We start from the raw sequence: 22,477 nt of genomic DNA, 5'->3' as shown, positions 1-22,477 counted from the left end.
CGCTTAAGGCGAAGTGCATTCTCACGCGGGAGAGGACATGTCACAGATTGATTTCCGGAAAAAAATAAACTGGCACCGTCGTTTTCGTTCACCGCAAGGGGTAAAAACCGAGCATGAGATTCTACGCATTTTTGAAAGCGACCGTGGGCGCATCATTAATTCTCCGGCGATCCGTCGCTTGCAGCAAAAAACCCAGGTGTTCCCCCTCGAGCGTAATGCCGCCGTGCGTACGCGTCTTACCCATTCGATGGAAGTTCAGCAGGTGGGGCGCTATATCGCCAAAGAGGTCTTAAGCCGCCTCAAAGAACAGAAATTGCTGGAACAATACGGCCTGGATGAGTTGACGGGACCGTTTGAGAGCATCGTCGAAATGTCCTGCCTGATGCATGACATTGGCAACCCGCCGTTTGGCCATTTTGGCGAGGCGGCGATCAATGACTGGTTTCGCCAGCGCTTACATCCGGCGGATGCGGAAAGCCAACCCTTAACGGAAGATCGTTGCATTGTGGCGACGTTGCGTCTGCGTGAAGGCGAGGAGTTGCTGAATGATATCCGTCGTAAAGTACGCCAGGATCTGTGTCATTTCGAAGGGAATGCGCAGGGAATTCGGTTGGTACACACGTTGATGCGGATGAACCTGACATGGGCCCAGGTTGGCGGGATCTTAAAATATACTCGCCCGGCATGGTGGCGGGGAGACACACCCGCGACGCACAACTATTTAATGAAAAAACCGGGCTATTACCTTTCTGAAGAACCGTATATTGAGAGGTTACGTAAAGAACTGGATCTCGCCCTTTACAGTCGCTTTCCGTTAACCTGGATAATGGAAGCCGCCGACGATATCTCTTATTGTGTAGCCGATCTGGAAGATGCAGTAGAGAAAAGAATCTTCAGCGTTGAGCAACTCTATCATCATTTACATGAAGCCTGGGGACAGCATGAGAAAGGTTCGCTCTTTGCACAGGTTGTCGAAAATGCCTGGGACAAATCACGCGCAAATTATCTGAGTCGCAGTACTGAAGATCAGTTTTTCATGTATTTGCGGGTAAATACGCTTAATAAACTGGTGCCCTACGCCGCGCAGCGTTTCATTGATAACCTGGCGGAGATCTTCGACGGAAGGTTTAATCAGGCGTTGCTGGAAGACGGCAGCAGTTTTAGCCGGTTGCTGAAGATCTATAAAAATGTTGCGATGAAACATGTGTTTAGCCATCCTGATGTGGAGCAACTCGAATTACAGGGTTACCGGGTGATCAGTGGCTTACTCGATATCTACCGTCCTTTATTAAGCCTGCCGCTTGCGGATTTCAGTGAATTAGTGGAAAAAGAGCGCCTGCAGCGTTTTCCTATCGAATCGCGCTTATTTCAGAAACTGTCAACGCGTCACCGACTGGCCTACGTGGAGGCCGTGGGTAAATTAACGTCAGATTCACCTGAGTATCCTGTGCTGGAATATTATTACCGTTGCCGGCTGATCCAGGATTATATCAGCGGCATGACCGACCTCTATGCCTGGGATGAATATCGTCGCCTGATGGCGGTTGAACAATAAGCTGAGTTTTGTAAAGACGGACAATAAATTTTTACCTTTTCCATAAACTTCTGTCCGGAACTTAGCGCTATAAAATGAATCTGACGTACACAGCAATTTTGCGTTATCTGTTAATCGAGATTGAGACACATGAAAAAAACCACATTAGCAATGAGTGCACTGGCTCTGAGTTTAGGTTTGGCGTTATCCCCGCTTTCTGCAACGGCAGCTGAAACTGCATCAGCCACGACCGCACAGCAGATGCCAAGTCTGGCACCGATGCTCGAAAAAGTGATGCCATCGGTGGTCAGCATTAACGTGGAAGGTAGTACAACCGTCAATACGCCGCGTATGCCGCGTAATTTCCAGCAGTTCTTTGGTGATGATTCCCCGTTCTGCCAGGACGGTTCACCGTTCCAGAGCTCGCCATTCTGTCAGGGTGGCGGTACGCAGGGCGGTAACGGTGGCGGCCAGCAGCAGAAGTTCATGGCGCTGGGTTCTGGTGTCATCATTGATGCTGCGAAAGGCTATGTCGTCACCAACAACCACGTGGTGGATAACGCCACGGTGATTAAGGTTCAACTGAGCGATGGCCGTAAATTCGACGCTAAGATCGTCGGCAAAGACCCGCGTTCTGATATCGCGCTGATCCAGATTCAGGACCCGAAAAACCTGACGGCGATTAAACTGGCTGACTCCGACGCACTGCGCGTGGGGGATTACACCGTCGCCATCGGTAACCCGTTTGGTCTGGGCGAGACGGTGACTTCCGGTATTGTCTCAGCGCTGGGTCGTAGCGGCCTGAATGCGCAAAACTATGAAAACTTCATCCAGACCGATGCGGCGATCAACCGGGGTAACTCCGGCGGTGCGTTGGTTAACCTGAACGGCGAGCTGATCGGCATTAACACGGCGATCCTCGCGCCGGATGGCGGCAACATCGGTATCGGTTTTGCGATCCCAAGTAATATGGTGAAAAACCTGACCTCTCAGATGGTGGAATTCGGCCAGGTGAAACGCGGTGAGCTGGGGATCATGGGTACCGAACTGAGCTCTGAACTGGCGAAAGCGATGAAAGTCGACGCTCAGCGCGGCGCGTTTGTCAGCCAGGTAATGCCGAACTCGTCTGCCTCGAAGGCCGGAATTAAAGCCGGGGATGTGATCACCTCTCTGAATGGTAAACCGATCAGCAGCTTCGCCGCACTGCGTGCGCAGGTTGGCACCATGCCGGTGGGCAGCAAAATTGCTCTCGGCCTGCTGCGTGACGGTAAGCCGGTTACCGTTAATCTGGAACTGCAGCAGAGCAGCCAGACTCAGGTTGATTCCAGCTCCATCTTCAGTGGCATTGAAGGGGCTGAAATGAGCAACAAAGGTCAGGATAAAGGCGTCGTGGTGAACAACGTGAAAGCGAACACCCCGGCGGCGCAGATTGGCCTGAAGAAAGGGGATGTGATTGTTGGCGCTAACCAGCAGCCGGTGAAAAACATCGCTGAACTGCGTAAAATCCTCGACAGCAAACCGTCTGTCCTGGCGCTGAACATTCAGCGTGGCGACAGCAATATCTACCTGTTGATGCAGTAATTCCCTCTGAACCCCTTCCTTTCACAGGAAGGGGTTTCTTTTTGTGATACTTCCCACAACTCCATACTTCTTCCCTTTGCTTTGTGCATTCGCACAATGTCAGCGTTCCTTATCTTCTTTATGCTGGAGCTCTGCTCACAGGAGGGGTTTATGGCTGGCTGGCATCTTGATACCAAAATGGCGCAGGATATCGTGGCACGCACGATGCGCATCATTGATACCAATATCAACGTAATGGATGCCCGTGGGCGGATCATCGGCAGCGGCGATCGCGAGCGTATTGGTGAATTGCACGAAGGCGCACTGTTAGTCCTCTCTCAGGGCCGTGTGGTGGATATTGATGACGCTGTCGCGCGCCATCTGCACGGCGTCCGTCAGGGGATCAACCTGCCGCTGCGTCTGGAAGGCGAGATCGTGGGCGTGATAGGCCTGACCGGCGAGCCTGAGCATCTGCGCAAGTATGGCGAACTGGTGTGCATGACGGCGGAGATGATGCTGGAACAATCGCGCCTGATGCACCTGCTCGCGCAGGACAGTCGCCTGCGTGAAGAGCTGGTGATGAACCTGATTCAGGCAGAAGAGAACACGCCGGCGTTGACCGAATGGGCGCAACGTTTAGGCATTGATCTCAACCAGCCGCGCGTAGTGGCGGTGGTGGAAGTGGACAGCGGGCAACTCGGCGTGGACAGCGCCATGGCGGAGCTGCAGCAGTTACAGAATGCACTGACCACCCCGGAGCGTAATAACCTGATTGCGATTGTTTCGCTGACTGAGATGGTGGTGTTAAAACCGGCGCTGAATTCGTTTGGCCGCTGGGATGCGGAAGATCACCGCAAGCGCGTTGAGCAGCTTATTGCGCGCATGAAAGAGAACGGGCAGTTACGCTTTCGCGTTTCGCTGGGCAATTACTTTACCGGGCCTGGCAGTATCGCGCGTTCGTACCGTACCGCGCGCACGACGATGATGGTCGGCAAACAGCGAATGCCGGAAAGTCGTAGCTATTTTTATCAGGATTTGATGCTGCCGGTGCTGCTCGACAGTCTGCGCGGCGGCTGGCAGGCCAATGAGCTGGCGCGTCCGCTGGTACGACTGAAGGCGATGGACAATAACGGTCTGTTGCGCCGCACTCTGGCGGCATGGTTTCGTCACAACGTGCAGCCGCTGGCCACCTCGAAGGCGCTGTTTATTCACCGTAACACACTGGAGTATCGACTGAATCGCATCTCAGAATTGACCGGTCTGGATTTAGGGAACTTTGACGACCGGTTGCTGCTGTACGTAGCGTTGCAACTGGATGAGCAGCGTTGATGAATTGCCTGATGGCGCTACGCTTATCAGGCCTACGAGGATGCACCTGTAGGCCGGATAAGGCGTATAACGCCGCCATCCGGCAACAAACTGGATGAGCAGCGTTGATGAATTGCCTGATGGCGCTACGCTTATCAGGCCTACGAGGATGAATCTGTAGGCTGGATAAGGTGTATGAGGATGCACCTGTAGGCCGGATAAGGCGTATGACGCCGCCATCCGGCAACAAACGGCTTATTTACGCGTCAGTTTTTCCAGATCGGCTTCAATCTCGGTGATTTTATTCGCCACCACGCTTTCCAGATGACGTAAGTCATCAAGGATCTTGCGTTTCAGATCCACTTCAGTGCGATCGCGCTGGCAAATTTGATCGAGTTCGTCAATCACGTAGCGCAGGTTAGGACTGATCTCCTGCACCTCTTTGTATCCCTGACCCACCCCATCGGCGACCACGGTTTTGCGTTGGCGGGGGTATTTAAACTTCACGCTTTTGGCAAAGAATTCACCTTTATCCTTCTGGAAATAGATTTTCAGGATATCGTTGTTGGCTTCTTGCCGCAGGCTGTAACGATCGATTTCTTCAGGATTAGTAATGCCCAGACTTTTCAGATTGTCATACATAGCGGTACCCTTAAGCTCACTATAACTATTGAATAATTAACGAAAAGCCCTGTTTCTGCCACTCGCAGATGTAAAAAAAGCGGGCTAAGCCCGCTTTTTCAAATCACCGTTAGTCGATGGTGCGCAACAACTCGTTGATGCCGACCTTGCCGCGCGTTTTGGCGTCGACTTTTTTTACAATCACCGCACAGTACAGGCTGTACTTGCCATCTTTCGACGGCAGGTTGCCGGAAACGACAACCGAGCCCGCCGGAACGCGGCCATAATGAACTTCGCCAGTTTCACGGTCGTAAATACGGGTGCTCTGACCAATATAAACGCCCATTGAAATCACGGAGCCTTCTTCCACGATCACGCCTTCTACCACTTCAGAACGCGCGCCGATGAAGCAGTTGTCTTCGATAATGGTCGGGTTCGCCTGCAGCGGTTCCAGTACGCCACCGATGCCGACGCCGCCGGACAGGTGAACGTTTTTGCCGATCTGCGCGCAGGAACCGACGGTTGCCCAGGTATCGACCATCGTGCCTTCATCAACATAAGCGCCGATGTTGACATAAGACGGCATCAGCACGGTGTTACGGGCGATAAATGCACCCTGACGCACTGCGGCAGGCGGAACCACACGGAAGCCTTCTTTCTGAAAGCGCGCGTCGTCGTAGTTCGCGAATTTCATCGGCACTTTATCGAAGTAGCGGCTTTCCGCGCCGTCGATCACCTGGTTATCGTTGATACGGAAAGAGAGCAGAACCGCTTTCTTCAACCACTGGTGAGTCACCCACTGACCGTCTACCTTTTCTGCCACGCGCAGTACGCCGGAATCCAGCAGAGAAATCACCTGATTCACCGCTTCACGGGTCACGGTATCCACATTGGCCGGAGTAATGTCGGCACGGCGCTCAAAAGCGGTCTCAATAACGTTCTGTAACTGCTGCATTGTTAAACTCTTTCCCTATAAATAAACACACTACCCTTTATCGTTTGGATTGAGGGCCTCTGTCAACCGTTGATGCACTTCCTGCTGAAGCTCATTATTAAGCGCACGCCGGTCCGCTGTGGCGATTATGAATAAATCTTCTACTCGCTCGCCAATGGTTGTAATTCGGGCGCCATGAAGCGAAATTCCGAGATCGGCAAAAATTTGCCCGACCCGCGCCAGCAGCCCGGGCTGATCGAGCGCGATAAGCTCGAGGAACGATTTGCGGTCGGTGTGTGTCGGCAGGAACGTGACCTCGGTATCGACGGTAAAATGGCGCAATTTTGCCGGCTGTCGACGCGGCTGCGGCGGCTGCCAGCTGTGCTGGGTGATTGCCTGTTCCAGTCCAAAGCGGATGGCTTCATGCCGGTCTGACGACAATGGACTGCCGTCCGGTTCCAGTACGATAAAGGTATCCATCGCCATTCCGTCGCGGGTCGTAAAAATCTGCGCATCGTGGACGCTCAGATTACGTCGGTCCAGCTCGGCGCAGACGGCGGCAAACAGATACGGTCTGTCCGGACTCCAGATGAATATTTCCGTCCCGCCGCGCGTCGCCTGCGGGCTGAGCAGAATTAACGGCTCGCTGAGGTTGTGCTGCAATAGATGACGCGCATGCCAGGCCAGCTGATTTGGGCTGTGGCGCACGAAGTAGTTGGCGCGACAGCGCGACCAGATATGGTACAGCGCCTCTTCATCAATGTTATCCATCCGCAGCAAAGCCAGCGCCTGCAACTGATGATGACGCACGCGCTCGCGCATGTCCGGCGTGTTTTGCATCCCCCGACGCAGCTGTTTTTCCGTGGCGAAGTACAGTTCACGTAGCAGGCTTTGCTTCCAGCTGTTCCACAGCGTTTCGTTGGTGGCGCAAATATCCGCTACCGTCAGGCAGACCAGGAAGCGCAGGCGGTGTTCCGTCTGCACTTCTTCGGCGAACTGCTTAATGACTTCGGGATCCTGAATATCGCGGCGCTGAGCGGTCACCGACATCAGCAGATGCTGGCGAACCAGCCAGGCAATCAGCTGCGTTTCGCGCGAGTTCAGACCATGCAGTTCAGCGAATTTGAGCACGTCTTGCGCACCCAGCACCGAGTGGTCGCCGCCACGCCCCTTGGCAATATCATGGAACAGCGCGGCGATAAAAATCAGCTCGGGTTGACGCAGACGCGGCCAGAGATCCACGCACAGCGGGTGACGCTGGCGGGTCTCTTCTTTAGCAAAACTTTCCAGCTTCAGCATCACGCGAATCGTGTGCTCGTCCACCGTGTAGGCGTGGAACAGGTCAAACTGCATCTGCCCGACAATACGTGACCACTGCGGCATGTAGGCCCACAGCACGCTATGGCGGTGCATTGGGAGCAGACCGCGGCTGACCGCGCCAGGGTGACGCAGCATACTGAGAAACAGCGACCGCGCCTCCGGGATATAGCACAGCGGCTGATTCAGATGGCGGCGCGCATGGCGCAGATGGCGCAGAGTGGTGGAGTAGATCCCGGTGATCGCACTGTTGCGTACCATGGTGTAGAACATCCGCAGGATCGCTTCCGGTTCACGGATGAACAGATCGTCCTGACGCAGATCGATTAGCGTGCCGCGCAGTTGAAAATCGTCATCAATAGGACGCGGTTTCTCGTCGGCGGACAGCGCGAGGATCGCTTCGTCAAACAGTTGCAGCAGCATCTGGTTGAGTTCAGTAACGCGGCGGGTGACGCGGAAATAATCCTTCATCATCTGCTCGACCGGTTCGTTACCTTCGCCGCTGTAGTTCAGGCGTTGAGCGACGCTCAACTGGCGATCGAACAGCAGACGGTTATCGTAACGACTGACCACTAAATGCAGAGCAAAACGAATACGCCACAGAATGTGCAGGCATTCGTTCAGCTCAGCGCGCTCTGCCTGGGTCAAAAAGCCGAAGCCCACCATCTCGTCGAGCGAGGTGGCGCCAAAATGGCGACGAGCGACCCACTGCAGCGTATGGATATCGCGCAGGCCGCCGGGACTGCTTTTGATATCGGGTTCGAGATTATAGCTGGTACCGTGATAGCGCTGGTGGCGCTGATGCTGCTCTTCCACTTTGGCGGCGTAAAACTTATCGGACGGCCAGAAGCCTTCGCTAAAGATATGCTTTTGCAGCTCCAGAAAAAGGGCCACGTCGCCAATCAACAAACGGGTTTCAATCAGGTTGGTGGCAACAGTCAGGTCCGATAACCCTTCCAGCAGGCACTCTTCCAGCGTACGCACGCTGTGCCCGACCTCCAGTTTGACGTCCCATAGCAGCGTCAGCAGTTCGCCGACCTTTTGCGCCTGTTCGTCCGGTAATTTTTTACGGCTCAGGATGAGCAGGTCGATGTCGGAAAGCGGATGCAGCTCACCGCGCCCGTATCCGCCAACGGCGACCAGCGCCAGGTCGGCAATCTGTCCAAAACCGGCGTCGATCCACAGGCGTTGCAGCAACTGGTCGATAAATTCGGTACGGGCTTCAATCAATTGTTCGGCGGATATCCCACTGTCGAAGGCATCCCCCAACCACTGCTGGAAGGTGTCGATGCGCGTTTTGACTCCGGAGACGGTGAGTTCGTCGCGAGACCAGGTACCCGGATTCTGCGGCTGACCGGGGAGGGTGGGGAGTGCGGTATTCGCGTGCTGTTCAGGAAGTGTATTCATCATGCGCCACCCATTAAAAAAGCCGGATACGGCGAAAGCGCCTTATCCGGCCTACGGAATAGTGCCATTTGTAGGCCTGATAATCGAGAGCGCCATCAGGCAAAAAAGTTATACGTCGTGCGTGAGTACCGCCGGGATGGTGTCATCCTTGCGTAACGTCAAAATTTCACAGCCGTTTTCGGTTACCACAATAGTATGCTCGTATTGCGCAGACAAGCTTCTGTCTTTGGTTTTGACCGTCCAGCCGTCTTTCATGGTACGGATGCGGTAATCACCGGCGTTCAGCATCGGTTCGATGGTAAAGGTCATGCCCGGCTGCAGTACCACGCCGCCGTCGTCCGCATCATAGTGCAGCACCTGCGGCTCTTCGTGGAAGCCGCGGCCAATACCGTGTCCGCAGTATTCACGTACCACGGAGAAACCTTCGCCTTCCGCATATTTCTGGATTGCCGCGCCGAGGGTGCGCAGACGGATACCCGGTTTTACCATTCGCAGCGCCAGATACAGGCTTTCCTGCGTGACGCGGCACAGACGCTCGCCCAGAATGGTCGGTTTGCCGACGATAAACATTTTGGAGGTGTCACCGTGGTACTCATCTTTGATGACGGTCACGTCGATGTTGACGATATCGCCGTCTTTCAGATGCTTGGCATCATCCGGAATGCCGTGACACACCACTTCATTAATAGAGATGCAGACGGATTTCGGATAACCGTGATAGCCGAGACAGGCGGAGATCGCGTGCTGCTCGTTGACGATATAGTCATTACAGATACGATCCAGTTCACCCGTGCTGACGCCCGGTTTGATATACGGTTCGATCATCTCCAGCACTTCCGCGGCCAGACGGCCCGCGACGCGCATTTTTTCGATTTCTTCAGGGGTCTTGATTGAGATAGCCATGAATTCTGTCCATCAGTGTCGGTTATTTCGACAATAATTGTGTAAGTGCTGCCAATGGTATCAGCCAGGGGTATACCCTGCCAAATTGAGAATCATTCTGAACTTCGCCTTTCGTGCCACAAGTGCGTTGGCTGCTTAGTGACTCCGCCCCTGTCGGGGCCGCTGCTGGCATCGTTCAATTCAGCACAGACCGCCAACAATTATTGGTGTCTGTGGCGTATTTGTGGTATAAAGCGCGCCGGACTTCCGATCTCATTTCGTATACACAGAATAGACGGAAGCGACAAATCTCACTTTGTGTAACAACACACACGTATCGGCACATATTCCGGGGTGCCCTTTGGGGTCGGTAATATGGGATACGTGGAGGCATAACCCCAACTTTTATCTATAGAGGTTTTAATCATGGCAACTGTTTCCATGCGCGACATGCTCAAGGCTGGTGTTCACTTCGGTCACCAGACCCGTTACTGGAACCCGAAAATGAAGCCGTTCATCTTCGGTGCGCGTAACAAAGTTCACATCATCAACCTTGAGAAAACTGTACCGATGTTCAACGACGCTCTGGCTGAACTGAACAAGATTGCTTCTCGTAAAGGTAAAATCCTTTTCGTTGGTACTAAACGCGCTGCAAGCGAAGCGGTGAAAGACGCTGCTAACAGCTGCGACCAGTTCTTCGTGAACCATCGCTGGCTGGGCGGTATGCTGACTAACTGGAAAACCGTTCGTCAGTCCATCAAACGTCTGAAAGACCTGGAAACTCAGTCTCAGGACGGTACTTTCGAAAAGCTGACCAAGAAAGAAGCGCTGATGCGTACTCGTGAGCTTGAGAAACTGGAAAACAGCCTGGGCGGTATCAAAGACATGGGCGGTCTGCCGGACGCTCTGTTCGTTATCGATGCTGACCACGAGCACATTGCTATCAAAGAAGCAAACAACCTGGGTATTCCGGTATTTGCTATCGTTGATACCAACTCTGATCCGGACGGTGTTGACTTCGTTATCCCGGGTAACGACGACGCCATCCGTGCTGTTAGCCTGTACCTGGGCGCTGTCGCTGCAACCGTTCGTGAAGGCCGTTCTCAGGATCTGGCTTCCCAGGCGGAAGAAAGCTTCGTAGAAGCTGAATAATAAGGCACGCTCGTTCGAGCCCCCTTATAAACCAGGTAGTATCACGTTTGGTTAGGGGCCCTTTAGGCCCCTTTTTCACTTTTAAATCTGTGCGGTTTGACGCCGGGCAGATCAAATCTTCCGAGGATTTTAGAATGGCTGAAATTACCGCATCCCTGGTAAAAGAGCTGCGTGAGCGTACTGGCGCAGGCATGATGGATTGCAAAAAAGCACTGACTGAAGCTAATGGCGACATCGAGCTGGCAATCGAAAACATGCGTAAGTCCGGTGCTATCAAAGCAGCGAAAAAAGCAGGCAACGTTGCTGCTGACGGCGTAATCAAAACCAAAATCGATGGCAACATCGCTTTCATTCTGGAAGTTAACTGCCAGACTGACTTCGTTGCTAAAGATGGTGGTTTCCAGGCATTTGCTGACAAAGTCCTGGACGCTGCTGTGGCAGGCAAAATTACTGACGTTGAAGTGCTGAAAGCGCAGTTCGAAGAAGAGCGCGTTGCGCTGGTTGCGAAAATCGGTGAGAACATCAACATCCGTCGTATCGCTTCTCTGGAAGGCGACGTTCTGGGTAGCTATCAGCACGGTGCGCGTATCGGTGTTCTGGTTGCGGCTAAAGGCGCTGACGAAGAGCTGGTTAAACAGCTGGCGATGCACGTTGCTGCAAGCAAGCCTGAATTCGTTAAGCCGGAAGACGTGTCTGCTGAAGTGGTAGAAAAAGAATACCAGGTCCAGTTGGACATCGCGATGCAGTCTGGTAAGCCGAAAGAAATCGCAGAGAAAATGGTTGAAGGCCGCATGAAGAAATTCACCGGCGAAGTTTCTCTGACGGGTCAGCCTTTCGTTATGGAGCCGAGCAAGTCTGTTGGTCAGTTGCTGAAAGAGCACAACGCTGACGTGACTGGCTTCATCCGCTTTGAAGTGGGCGAAGGCATCGAGAAAGTTGAGACTGACTTTGCAGCAGAAGTTGCTGCGATGTCCAAGCAGTCTTAATTGTCGAAAAGGAGCCGCCTGAGGGCGGCTTCTTTTTGTCACCCATCACGCAAAAATCAGTATGGCTCTTATTTCGTTGTACTGAGTAGCGGCATATCATTTGTCGCCAGAATTAACCCCCATTTTTAATCGTCGACAGTCTCAGGAAAGAAACATGGCTACCAATGCAAAACCCGTCTATAAACGCATTCTGCTTAAGTTAAGTGGCGAAGCTCTGCAGGGTTCGGAAGGCTTCGGTATTGACGCAAGCATACTGGATCGTATGGCTCAGGAAATCAAAGAACTGGTTGAACTGGGTATTCAGGTTGGTGTGGTGATTGGTGGCGGTAACTTGTTCCGTGGTGCTGGTCTGGCGAAAGCGGGTATGAACCGCGTTGTGGGCGACCACATGGGCATGCTGGCCACCGTGATGAACGGCCTGGCAATGCGCGATGCGCTTCACCGCGCCTATGTGAACGCCCGCCTGATGTCCGCCATCCCACTTAATGGCGTATGTGACAACTATAGCTGGGCAGAGGCTATCAGCCTGCTGCGCAATAACCGCGTGGTTATCCTTTCTGCGGGTACGGGGAATCCTTTCTTCACCACTGACTCTGCGGCCTGCCTGCGTGGCATTGAAATCGAAGCTGACGTGGTTCTGAAAGCGACGAAAGTTGATGGCGTCTTTACTGCCGATCCGGCGAAAGATCCTTCTGCTACCATGTACGAGCAACTGACTTACAACGAAGTGCTGGATAAAGAACTGAAAGTAATGGATCTGGCCGCGTTCACGCTGGCGCGTGACCATAAGTTGCCGATTCGTGTCTTTAACATGAACAAGCCTGGCGCACTGCGTCGCGTAGTCATGGGTGAAAAAGAAGGCACATTAATTACGGAATAATTCCCGTAACGGCTAAATAGAGGTAAGATTCCGCGTTAATATCGCGGGCTTACCCGCAATATTTTAATCAGGGCTATACTAAGCACACCTCTGCAGGTGTCCTGTCTGGTCTGACTGAGACAAGTTTTCAAGGATTCGTAACGTGATTAGCGATATCAGAAAAGATGCTGAAGTACGCATGGAAAAATGCGTAGAAGCGTTCAAAAACCAAATCAGCAAAATACGCACGGGTCGTGCTTCTCCCAGCCTGCTGGATGGCATTGTCGTGGAATATTACGGCACGCCTACGCCGCTGCGTCAGCTGGCAAGCGTAACGGTAGAAGATTCCCGTACCCTGAAAATCAACGTGTTTGATCGCTCCCTGAGCCCGGCCGTTGAGAAAGCGATTATGGCTTCTGACCTCGGTCTGAACCCGAGCTCTGCGGGCAGCGATATTCGCGTTCCACTGCCTCCGCTGACGGAAGAACGTCGTAAAGATCTGACGAAAATCGTTCGTGGTGAAGCTGAACAGGCGCGTGTTGCCGTACGTAACGTCCGCCGTGACGCAAACGACAAAGTGAAAGCGCTGCTGAAAGACAAAGAGATCAGCGAAGATGACGATCGCCGCTCTCAGGACGACGTACAGAAAATGACTGACGCCGCTATCAAGAAAGTGGATGCGGCGCTGGCAGATAAAGAAGCAGAACTGATGCAGTTCTGATTCTCCTGTACGCTCAAAACGCCGCTCAGAAGATCGTTTAGGATCGGCTGGCGGCGTTTTGCTTTTTAATCTGTCCATACCCTGGATAATTTGCGTCGCAGGAAAGCTAACACACCTGCAACGTGAAGGATGACAGGTATCATTTTGCTGGATGTTTGATGAAGCAATTAACCATTCTGGGCTCGACCGGCTCTATCGGCTGCAGCACGCTGGACGTGGTGCGCCATAATCCTGAGCACTTCCGTGTTATCGCGCTGGTGGCAGGTAAAAATGTCAGTCGTATGGTGGAGCAGTGCCTGGAATTTTCCCCGCGCTATGCCGTGATGGATGATGACGCCAGCGCGCGCCTCCTCAATGCCACGCTGAAACAGCACGGTAGCCAGACGGAAGTCCTGAGCGGACAACAGGCGGCCTGTGATATGGCGGCGCTTGATGAGGTTGATCAGGTGATGGCTGCCATCGTGGGCGCTGCGGGCCTTCTGCCAACACTTGCCGCTATTCGTGCGGGAAAGACCATTCTGCTGGCAAACAAAGAATCTCTGGTGACCTGTGGACGCCTGTTCATGGATGCCGTGAAGCGCAGTAAAGCCCAACTTTTGCCGGTAGACAGCGAACATAACGCTATTTTTCAGAGTATGCCCCAACCCATTCAACACAATCTGGGATACGCTGACCTGGAGCAGAATGGCGTGATGTCCGTTTTGCTTACCGGGTCTGGTGGCCCGTTCCGGGAAACGCCGCTGCATGAGCTGGTGTCGATGACGCCCGATCAGGCATGCCGTCATCCGAACTGGTCGATGGGACGTAAGATCTCCGTCGACTCAGCCACTATGATGAATAAAGGTCTGGAATACATTGAAGCGCGTTGGTTGTTTAACGCCAGTGCACGCCAGATGGAAGTGCTGATTCACCCGCAGTCGGTGATTCACTCGATGGTGCGTTATCAGGACGGCAGCGTTCTGGCGCAATTGGGTGAGCCGGACATGCGCACGCCTATCGCTCATACGATGGCCTGGCCGAATCGCGTAACCTCCGGCGTGAAGCCGCTCGACTTCTGCAAACTCAGCGCGTTGACGTTCAGCGCGCCGGATTACCAACGTTACCCATGCCTGAAGCTGGCGATGGAGGCGTTTGAGCAGGGGCAAGCTGCCACAACCGCGCTGAATGCAGCCAATGAAGTTGTCGTTGCTGCATTTCTTGCTGAAGAAATACGCTTTACCGATATCGCCGATCTCAATTTAGCTGTGCTGGAGCAGATGGATCTGGAGGAACCCCAGAGCGTTGATGACGTACTGAGGGTGGATGCGATTGCGCGAGAAGTCGCCAGAAAACAAGTGATGCGACTCGCAAGCTTAGGATAATCCTTCTACAGGAGATCGTGCTATTTGTTAGCGTTGTGCTTCAGTGATATAGTCTGCGCCACCTGATCGCAGGTATTTGGCTTTTTTGGGTCAGGTAAGCCGTGGTTTGACACGGCTTTTTTGTGTAAAGGCTTCAGTATTCCTGAGTACCGCTAAATCCTTTCAGGGACTATAAACGCGTTATGTTGTCTGCAACTCAACCAGTAAGCGAAAATTTGCCTGCACATGGCTGTCGTCATGTCGCGATCATTATGGATGGCAATGGTCGCTGGGCGAAAAAGCAAGGGAAGATTCGCGCATTTGGGCATAAGGCCGGAGCGAAATCCGTCCGCCGGGCCGTCTCTTTTGCTGCCAACAATGGTATTGATGCGTTAACGCTGTATGCCTTTAGTAGTGAAAACTGGAACCGACCGGCGCAGGAAGTGAGTGCGTTAATGGAGTTATTTGTGTGGGCGCTTGATAGTGAAGTTAAAAGCCTGCATCGCCATAACGTCCGCCTGCGCATTATTGGCGACACCAGTCGATTTAACGCGCGTTTGCAAGAACGTATTCGTAAGTCTGAAGCGATTACCGCCCAGAATACCGGGTTGACGCTGAATATTGCGGCGAATTACGGCGGACGTTGGGATATTGTCCAGGGAGTCAGACAGCTGGCAGAACAGGTGCAGGAAGGTTTACTGCGGCCTGAGCAGATTGATGAAGACATGCTCAATCAACAAATCTGTATGCATGAGCTGGCTCCGGTGGATTTAGTAATTAGGACTGGGGGAGAGCATCGAATAAGTAACTTTTTGCTTTGGCAAATCGCCTATGCCGAACTTTACTTTACAGATGTTCTCTGGCCCGATTTCGATGAACAAGACTTTGAAGGTGCGCTGCATGCCTTTGCTAATCGAGAGCGTCGTTTCGGCGGCACCGAGCCCGGTGATGATAAAGCCTGATGGGGGTCGCTTTTGCTGAAGTATCGCCTGATTTCTGCTTTCGTTTTAATACCCGTGGTCATCGCGGCGCTGTTTCTGTTGCCGCCGGTGGGGTTCGCCATTGTGACGCTGGTTGTTTGTATGCTGGCCGCGTGGGAATGGGGACAGTTAAGCGGTTTTGCCACGCGCACGCAACGCGTCTGGCTGGCGGTGCTGTGCGGGCTGTTGCTCGCACTGATGCTGTTTCTGCTGCCGGAATATCATCATAATATTCATCAGCCGTGGGTCGAGGCCTCGCTGTGGGCGTCGTTGGGCTGGTGGATTGTTGCGTTAGTGCTGGTGTTTTTTTATCCTGGCTCGGCGACTCTCTGGCGCAATTCGAAGACATTACGCATAATTTTTGGCGTGCTGACGATCGTTCCCTTCTTTTGGGGAATGCTGGCGCTGCGTGCCTGGCACTACGACGAGAATCATTACAGTGGCGCAATATGGCTACTCTATGTCATGATCCTGGTCTGGGGAGCGGACTCCGGGGCGTATATGTTTGGCAAACTGTTTGGCAAGCATAAACTGGCACCAAAAGTGTCGCCGGGGAAAACCTGGCAGGGCTTTTTTGGTGGCCTTGCCACGGCAGCTGTCATCTCCTGGGGTTACGGCATGTGGGCGAATCTGGATGTTGCGCCTGTCACCTTATTAATCTGTTCTATTGTCGCCGCGCTGGCCTCCGTGCTGGGCGATCTGACTGAGAGCATGTTTAAGCGTGAAGCGGGAATTAAAGACAGCGGTCATTTGATTCCAGGACACGGTGGTATTCTGGACCGTATTGATAGCCTGACGGCGGCAGTGCCGGTCTTTGCTTGCCTGTTGTTACTGGTATTCAAAACGCTTTAACGGAAGGTTTTATGCTGAGTATTCTCTGGAATCTGGCTGCATTCATTGTCGCACTGGGTGTGCTGATCACCGTGCATGAATTTGGTCATTTCTGGGTTGCCCGGCGCTGCGGTGTCCGTGTTGAGCGCTTTTCCATTGGATTTGGTAAAGCGCTCTGGCGCCGTACCGATCGGTCTGGGACCGAATATGTCATCGCCCTGATCCCTCTGGGCGGCTATGTCAAAATGCTGGATGAGCGCGCGGAACCGGTGATCCCGGAGCTGCGTCACCACGCTTTCAACAATAAAACCGTTGGCCAGCGCGCAGCAATCATTGCAGCCGGTCCGGTTGCCAATTTCCTCTTTGCCATCTTTGCTTACTGGCTGGTGTTTATCATCGGCGTCCCCGGTGTTCGTCCGGTTGTTGGTGAAATAACGCCCAATTCGATTGCCGCCCAGGCGCAAATTATTCCAGGCACGGAACTTAAAGCCGTTGATGGCATCGAAACCCCTGATTGGGATGCAGTGCGTTTACAGTTGGTCGCAAAAATTGGCGATGAACAGACGACAATCAGCGTGGCGCCTTTCGGCAGCAACCAGCGACAGGAAAAAACGCTGGATTTGCGGCAGTGGGCATTTGAGCCTGATAAGGAAGATCCTGTATCTTCTTTAGGGATTCGACCGCGCGGACCGCAAATTGAACCGGTGCTGTCAGAAGTCCAGCCGCAGTCCGCCGCAAGTAAGGCGGGTTTGCAAGCAGGCGACAGGATCGTTAAAGTCGATGGTCAACCGCTAACGCAATGGATGACGTTCGTGACCCTGGTGCGCGATAATCCAGGTCAGCCGTTAGCGCTGGAGATTGAAAGACAGGGGAGTGCCTTGTCTTTAACATTAATTCCGGATTCGAAATCGGGTAATGGGAAGGCAGAAGGTTTTGCCGGCGTTGTGCCGAAAATCATTCCTCTGCCGGATGAGTACAAGACAGTACGCCAGTATGGGCCGTTCAGCGCCATTGCACAGGCCACGGATAAAACGTGGCAGTTGATGAAGCTGACGGTCAGTATGCTGGGAAAATTGATAACCGGTGATGTGAAACTGAACAACCTCAGTGGGCCGATTTCTATCGCTCAGGGGGCTGGGATGTCAGCGGAGTTCGGGGTGATTTATTATCTGATGTTCCTTGCGCTGATTAGCGTGAACTTAGGGATAATCAACCTGTTTCCGTTGCCCGTTCTTGACGGGGGGCATCTGCTGTTCCTGGCGATTGAAAAGCTTAAGGGCGGACCGGTATCCGAGCGGGTTCAAGACTTTAGTTATCGCATTGGCTCGATATTGCTGGTGCTGTTAATGGGGCTTGCACTTTTCAATGATTTCTCTCGGTTGTAAGAGAGTTAGTTAGGAAGAACGCATAATAACGATGGCGATGAAAAAGTTGCTCATAGCGTCGCTGCTGTTTAGCAGCGCGACCGTATACGGTGCTGAAGGGTTCGTAGTGAAGGACATTCATTTCGAAGGCCTGCAGCGTGTCGCCGTTGGTGCGGCCCTCCTCAGTATGCCGGTGCGCACAGGCGACACGGTTAATGATGAAGATATCAGTAATACCATTCGCGCACTGTTTGCCACTGGCAACTTTGAGGATGTTCGTGTCCTTCGCGATGGCGATACGCTTCTGGTTCAGGTAAAAGAACGTCCGACTATTGCCAGCATCACCTTCTCCGGTAACAAATCGGTGAAAGATGACATGCTGAAGCAAAACCTCGAGGCATCTGGCGTGCGTGTTGGCGAATCTCTGGATCGCACCACCATTGCCGATATCGAGAAAGGTCTGGAAGACTTCTACTATAGCGTCGGTAAATACAGTGCCAGTGTGAAAGCGGTTGTCACACCACTGCCGCGCAACCGTGTTGACCTTAAACTGGTGTTCCAGGAAGGGGTATCGGCGAAGATCCAGCAGATCAACATCGTCGGTAACCATGCCTTCAGCACGGATGAACTGATCTCTCACTTCCAGTTGCGTGATGAAGTCCCGTGGTGGAACGTCGTTGGCGATCGCAAATACCAGAAGCAGAAACTGGCGGGTGACCTTGAAACCCTGCGCAGCTACTATCTGGATCGCGGTTACGCACGTTTCAACATCGATTCAACGCAGGTCAGCCTGACCCCGGATAAGAAAGGGATCTACATTACCGTGAACATCACGGAAGGCGAGCAGTATAAGCTTTCTGGCGTTCAGGTAACGGGGAACCTGGCGGGGCACTCAGCGGAGATAGAAAGCCTGACGAAAATTGAGCCGGGCGAACTCTATAACGGCACCAAAGTGACCAAAATGGAAGATGATATTAAAAAGCTTCTGGGTCGCTATGGCTATGCTTATCCGCGCGTTCAGTCACAGCCTGAAATCAACGACGCTGACAAAACCGTTAAACTGCGCGTAAACGTCGATGCGGGTAACCGTTTCTACGTGCGTAAGATCCGTTTTGAAGGTAACGATACGTCCAAAGATGCCGTCCTGCGTCGCGAAATGCGTCAGATGGAAGGGGCATGGCTGGGCAGCGATATGGTTGATCAGGGTAAAGAGCGTCTGAACCGTCTGGGTTACTTTGAAACGGTCGACACCGACACGCAGCGTGTTCCGGGCAGCCCGGACCAGGTTGATGTGGTCTATAAGGTGAAAGAGCGTAACACCGGTAGCTTCAACTTCGGTGTCGGTTACGGTACGGAAAGCGGCGTAAGCTTCCAGGCGGGTGTTCAGCAGGATAACTGGCTGGGTACGGGTTACGCGGTGGGGATTAACGGTACCAAGAACGATTACCAGACCTACAGCGAACTCTCCGTTACCAACCCGTACTTCACCGTTGATGGTGTGAGCCTGGGCGGTCGTATCTTCTATAACGACTTCGATGCGAACGATGCGGATCTGTCTGACTATACCAACAAAAGTTATGGTACAGACGTCACGCTGGGCTTCCCGGTCAACGAATACAACACGTTGCGTGCTGGCTTAGGGTATGTGCATAACTCCCTGTCCAACATGCAGCCGCAGGTCGCGATGTGGCGTTATTTGAACTCCGTGGGTGAATACCCGGATAACTCGAATGACCGTAACTCTTACAGTGCCAACGACTTCACCTTCAACTATGGTTGGACGTATAACAAGCTTGACCGTGGCTTCTTCCCGACGGAAGGGACCCGCGTCAACCTGAACGGTAAGGTGACCATTCCTGGCTCTGATAACGAGTTCTACAAAGCGACGCTGGATACCGCGACCTACGTACCGATCGACGACGATCACAAGTGGGTGGTCCTCGGTCGTACCCGTTGGGGCTACGGGGATGGAATCGGCGGTAAAGAGATGCCGTTCTATGAGAACTTCTATGCCGGTGGCTCCAGCACCGTGCGTGGCTTCCAGTCCAACACCATTGGTCCGAAAGCAGTCTATTTCCCATCCAGCAGTCGTCATGATGGCGATAGCGACTACAATAACGAATGTGAGAGCACTCAGTCAGCGCCGTGTAAATCGGATGATGCAGTGGGCGGTAACGCCATGGCTGTCGCCAGCCTGGAATTCATTACCCCAACACCGTTCATCAGCGATAAATACGCCAACTCGGTGCGTACCTCGTTCTTCTGGGATATGGGTACTGTCTGGGATACTAACTGGGATTCAAGTGCATATGCCGGTTATCCAGACTACAGTGATCCGAGCAATATCCGTATGTCTGCTGGTATCGCATTACAATGGATGTCCCCATTGGGGCCGTTGGTCTTCTCCTACGCCCAGCCGTTTAAGGATTACGATGGAGACAAAAAAGAGCAGTTCCAGTTTAACATTGGTAAAACCTGGTAATTGTTCTTCGCAAAGGAATGTAATGGTAGTGTAGCGATGACTTTAGGCGATCTTGCATGGGATCGCCTGGCCACGCAAAGAACTGTACCTTCGGGTGCAAATGGGATGGTAAGGAGTTTATTGTGAAAAAGTGGTTATTAGCGGCAGGTCTCGGTTTAGCAATGGTTACGTCTGCACAGGCTGCTGACAAAATTGCAATCGTCAACATGGGTAGCCTGTTCCAGCAGGTTGCGCAGAAGACCGGTGTTTCCAACACGTTGGAAAATGAGTTTAAAGGCCGCGCGAGCGAACTGCAGCGTATGGAATCCGATCTGCAATCTAAAATGCAGCGTCTGCAGTCCATGAAAGCGGGGAGCGATCGTACTAAGCTGGAAAAAGACGTGATGGCTCAGCGCCAGACCTTCTCTCAGAAAGCGCAGGCTTTTGAGCAGGATCGTGCACGTCGTTCCAACGAAGAACGTGGCAAACTGGTTACCCGTATCCAGACTGCTGTGAAATCTGTTGCCAGCAGCCAGAGCATCGATCTGGTCGTTGACGCGAACACCGTTGCTTACAACAGCAGCGACGTAAAAGACATCACTGCTGACGTACTGAAACAGGTTAAATAAGTAATGCCTTCAATTCGACTGGCTGATTTAGCAGAGCAGTTGGATGCAGAATTACACGGTGATGGCGATCTCGTCATCACCGGCGTTGCGTCCATGCAATCTGCGCAAACGGGTCACATCACGTTCATGGTGAATCCGAAATACCGTGAGCACCTGGCCTTATGCCAGGCGTCTGCCGTTGTCATGACGCAGGACGATCTTCCTTTTGCTAAGAGTGCTGCGCTGGTAGTGAAGAATCCCTACCTGACGTACGCGCGAATGGCGCAAATTTTAGATACCACGCCGCAGCCGGCACAGAACATTGCACCGAGTGCAGTGGTTGATGCGACGGCAACGCTGGGTAGTAATGTTTCAATTGGCGCAAATGCGGTGATTGAATCTGGCGTGGAGCTTGGCGATAACGTGGTTATCGGCGCGGGCTGCTTCGTCGGAAAAAATACGAAAATTGGGGCCGGTTCGCGCCTGTGGGCGAATGTATCGGTTTACCACGACATTCAGATCGGTGAGAATTGCCTGATCCAGTCCAGTACGGTCATTGGTGCTGACGGTTTTGGCTATGCCAACGATCGTGGCAATTGGGTGAAGATCCCGCAGTTAGGTCGCGTCATTATTGGCGATCGTGTGGAGATCGGCGCTTGTACTACCATCGACCGCGGTGCACTGGATGATACGGTGATCGGCAATGGGGTTATCATTGATAACCAGTGTCAGATTGCACATAACGTTGTGATTGGCGACAATACGGCGGTTGCCGGGGGCGTCATCATGGCGGGCAGCCTGAAGATTGGCCGTTACTGCATGATCGGCGGTGCCAGCGTAATCAACGGGCATATGGAAATATGCGACAAGGTTACCGTGACGGGCATGGGGATGGTGATGCGTCCCATCACTGAACCTGGCGTCTATTCCTCAGGCATTCCGCTGCAACCTAACAAAGTATGGCGTAAGACAGCCACACTGGTGATGAATATTGATGATATGAGCAAGCGCCTCAAAGCCATTGAGCGCAAGGTTAATCAACAAGACTAAACTCTCACCCGGTCACACATACTTTACGGCCTGTCGGCATTCATACGATTGCGGCAGGCCGTGTTATTATTGGCTTTTAGTATATTTGGACAGGAAGAGTATTTTGACTACTAACACTCATACTCTGCATATTGAAGAGATTTTAGAACTTCTGCCGCACCGTTTTCCGTTTTTACTGGTTGACCGCGTGCTGGACTTTGAAGAAGGTCGTTTTCTGCGCGCAGTGAAAAATGTCTCCGTTAACGAGCCGTTTTTCCAGGGCCATTTCCCGGGTAAACCTATTTTCCCAGGCGTGCTGATTCTGGAAGCAATGGCACAGGCTACGGGTATTCTTGCGTTTAAAAGCGTAGGGAAACTGGAGCCAGGAGAACTCTACTATTTCGCGGGTATCGATGAAGCACGCTTTAAGCGTCCCGTCGTGCCAGGCGATCAGATGATCATGGAAGTCACTTTCGAGAAAACGCGCCGTGGCCTGACCCGCTTTAAAGGGGTTGCGCTGGTTGACGGTAAAGTAGTTTGCGAAGCAACGATGATGTGCGCTCGTAGCCGGGAGGCCTGATAC

General features: G+C 52.9%; 19 protein-coding genes. 15 read left to right on the top strand and 4 right to left on the bottom strand.

What is annotated here, in order from left to right; genetic code table 11:
- The first annotated feature begins 37 nt into the window (after positions 1-37).
- From dgt to cdaR, 3 genes are all read left to right on the top strand, one after another.
- Positions 38-1,555: a dGTPase gene (gene dgt / locus OGY35_RS01315; protein WP_152405822.1), complete on the top strand. Its 1,518-nt coding sequence runs from the start codon at positions 38-40 to the stop codon at positions 1,553-1,555.
- Between the two features lie 129 nt (positions 1,556-1,684).
- On the top strand, positions 1,685-3,115 hold the full coding sequence (degP, locus tag OGY35_RS01310; protein WP_286631218.1) for a serine endoprotease DegP: 1,431 nt from the start codon (positions 1,685-1,687) through the stop codon (positions 3,113-3,115).
- Positions 3,116-3,265: 150 nt separating this feature from the next.
- Positions 3,266-4,423 carry a DNA-binding transcriptional regulator CdaR gene (cdaR, locus tag OGY35_RS01305; protein WP_042323710.1) on the top strand — a complete coding sequence of 386 codons (1,158 nt, stop codon included), beginning with the start codon at positions 3,266-3,268 and terminating at the stop codon, positions 4,421-4,423.
- A 234-nt stretch (positions 4,424-4,657) separates the two neighbouring features.
- Here the strand turns inward: cdaR and OGY35_RS01300 are convergent, their stop codons facing one another.
- From OGY35_RS01300 to map, 4 genes are all read right to left on the bottom strand, one after another.
- The gene (locus OGY35_RS01300; protein WP_042997870.1) at positions 4,658-5,044 is read right to left on the bottom strand and encodes a DUF3461 family protein; all 387 of its coding nucleotides are present in this window, start codon (positions 5,042-5,044) and stop codon (positions 4,658-4,660) included.
- 109 nt (positions 5,045-5,153) lie between these two features.
- Entirely contained in the window at positions 5,154-5,978 is an 825-nt protein-coding gene (gene dapD / locus OGY35_RS01295; protein WP_152405821.1) for a 2,3,4,5-tetrahydropyridine-2,6-dicarboxylate N-succinyltransferase, read from the bottom strand.
- 30 nt (positions 5,979-6,008) lie between these two features.
- Complete coding sequence (gene glnD / locus OGY35_RS01290) at positions 6,009-8,681, bottom strand: bifunctional uridylyltransferase/uridylyl-removing protein GlnD (protein WP_286631277.1); 2,673 nt, start codon at positions 8,679-8,681, stop codon at positions 6,009-6,011.
- A 108-nt stretch (positions 8,682-8,789) separates the two neighbouring features.
- On the bottom strand, positions 8,790-9,584 hold the full coding sequence (map, locus tag OGY35_RS01285; protein ID WP_152405820.1) for a type I methionyl aminopeptidase: 795 nt from the start codon (positions 9,582-9,584) through the stop codon (positions 8,790-8,792).
- 405 nt (positions 9,585-9,989) lie between these two features.
- Between map and rpsB the strand changes: the two genes are divergently transcribed.
- The 12 genes from rpsB to fabZ all read left to right on the top strand — a co-directional run bounded on the left by rpsB (position 9,990) and on the right by fabZ (position 22,474).
- Positions 9,990-10,715, top strand: coding sequence for a 30S ribosomal protein S2 (gene rpsB / locus OGY35_RS01280; RefSeq protein ID WP_042323700.1), 726 nt, complete (start codon positions 9,990-9,992; stop codon positions 10,713-10,715).
- A gap of 134 nt (positions 10,716-10,849) precedes the next feature.
- Positions 10,850-11,701: a translation elongation factor Ts gene (tsf, locus tag OGY35_RS01275; RefSeq protein WP_042323696.1), complete on the top strand. Its 852-nt coding sequence runs from the start codon at positions 10,850-10,852 to the stop codon at positions 11,699-11,701.
- A 154-nt stretch (positions 11,702-11,855) separates the two neighbouring features.
- Complete coding sequence (gene pyrH, locus OGY35_RS01270; RefSeq protein ID WP_042323694.1) at positions 11,856-12,581, top strand: UMP kinase; 726 nt, start codon at positions 11,856-11,858, stop codon at positions 12,579-12,581.
- A gap of 142 nt (positions 12,582-12,723) precedes the next feature.
- Positions 12,724-13,281 (top strand): ribosome recycling factor, encoded by a 558-nt coding sequence (gene frr, locus OGY35_RS01265; protein ID WP_046475801.1) that lies wholly within the window; start codon positions 12,724-12,726, stop codon positions 13,279-13,281.
- A gap of 158 nt (positions 13,282-13,439) precedes the next feature.
- Positions 13,440-14,642 (top strand): 1-deoxy-D-xylulose-5-phosphate reductoisomerase, encoded by a 1,203-nt coding sequence (gene ispC / locus OGY35_RS01260; protein ID WP_152405819.1) that lies wholly within the window; start codon positions 13,440-13,442, stop codon positions 14,640-14,642.
- A 182-nt stretch (positions 14,643-14,824) separates the two neighbouring features.
- A complete protein-coding gene (gene ispU / locus OGY35_RS01255) occupies positions 14,825-15,583 on the top strand; it encodes a (2E,6E)-farnesyl-diphosphate-specific ditrans,polycis-undecaprenyl-diphosphate synthase (RefSeq protein ID WP_152405818.1) in 759 nt (252 codons plus the stop codon).
- A 12-nt stretch (positions 15,584-15,595) separates the two neighbouring features.
- Positions 15,596-16,453, top strand: coding sequence for a phosphatidate cytidylyltransferase (gene cdsA / locus OGY35_RS01250; RefSeq protein ID WP_152405817.1), 858 nt, complete (start codon positions 15,596-15,598; stop codon positions 16,451-16,453).
- A gap of 11 nt (positions 16,454-16,464) precedes the next feature.
- Positions 16,465-17,817, top strand: a complete 1,353-nt coding sequence (gene rseP / locus OGY35_RS01245; RefSeq protein WP_152405816.1) for a sigma E protease regulator RseP — start codon at positions 16,465-16,467, stop codon at positions 17,815-17,817.
- A gap of 31 nt (positions 17,818-17,848) precedes the next feature.
- Positions 17,849-20,278: an outer membrane protein assembly factor BamA gene (gene bamA, locus OGY35_RS01240; RefSeq protein ID WP_152405815.1), complete on the top strand. Its 2,430-nt coding sequence runs from the start codon at positions 17,849-17,851 to the stop codon at positions 20,276-20,278.
- A 122-nt stretch (positions 20,279-20,400) separates the two neighbouring features.
- Positions 20,401-20,886: a molecular chaperone Skp gene (skp, locus tag OGY35_RS01235; RefSeq protein ID WP_042323679.1), complete on the top strand. Its 486-nt coding sequence runs from the start codon at positions 20,401-20,403 to the stop codon at positions 20,884-20,886.
- 3 nt (positions 20,887-20,889) lie between these two features.
- Positions 20,890-21,915: a UDP-3-O-(3-hydroxymyristoyl)glucosamine N-acyltransferase gene (lpxD, locus tag OGY35_RS01230; protein ID WP_286631217.1), complete on the top strand. Its 1,026-nt coding sequence runs from the start codon at positions 20,890-20,892 to the stop codon at positions 21,913-21,915.
- Positions 21,916-22,018: 103 nt separating this feature from the next.
- The gene (gene fabZ, locus OGY35_RS01225; protein ID WP_003018528.1) at positions 22,019-22,474 is read left to right on the top strand and encodes a 3-hydroxyacyl-ACP dehydratase FabZ; all 456 of its coding nucleotides are present in this window, start codon (positions 22,019-22,021) and stop codon (positions 22,472-22,474) included.
- Positions 22,475-22,477: the final 3 nt, after the last annotated feature.

Origin of the sequence: Citrobacter sp. Ct235 (assembly GCF_030332305.1) — a bacterium.
Classification (GTDB): domain Bacteria; phylum Pseudomonadota; class Gammaproteobacteria; order Enterobacterales; family Enterobacteriaceae; genus Citrobacter_A; species Citrobacter_A telavivensis.
This window is presented reverse-complemented; position numbering and strand designations above follow the sequence as displayed.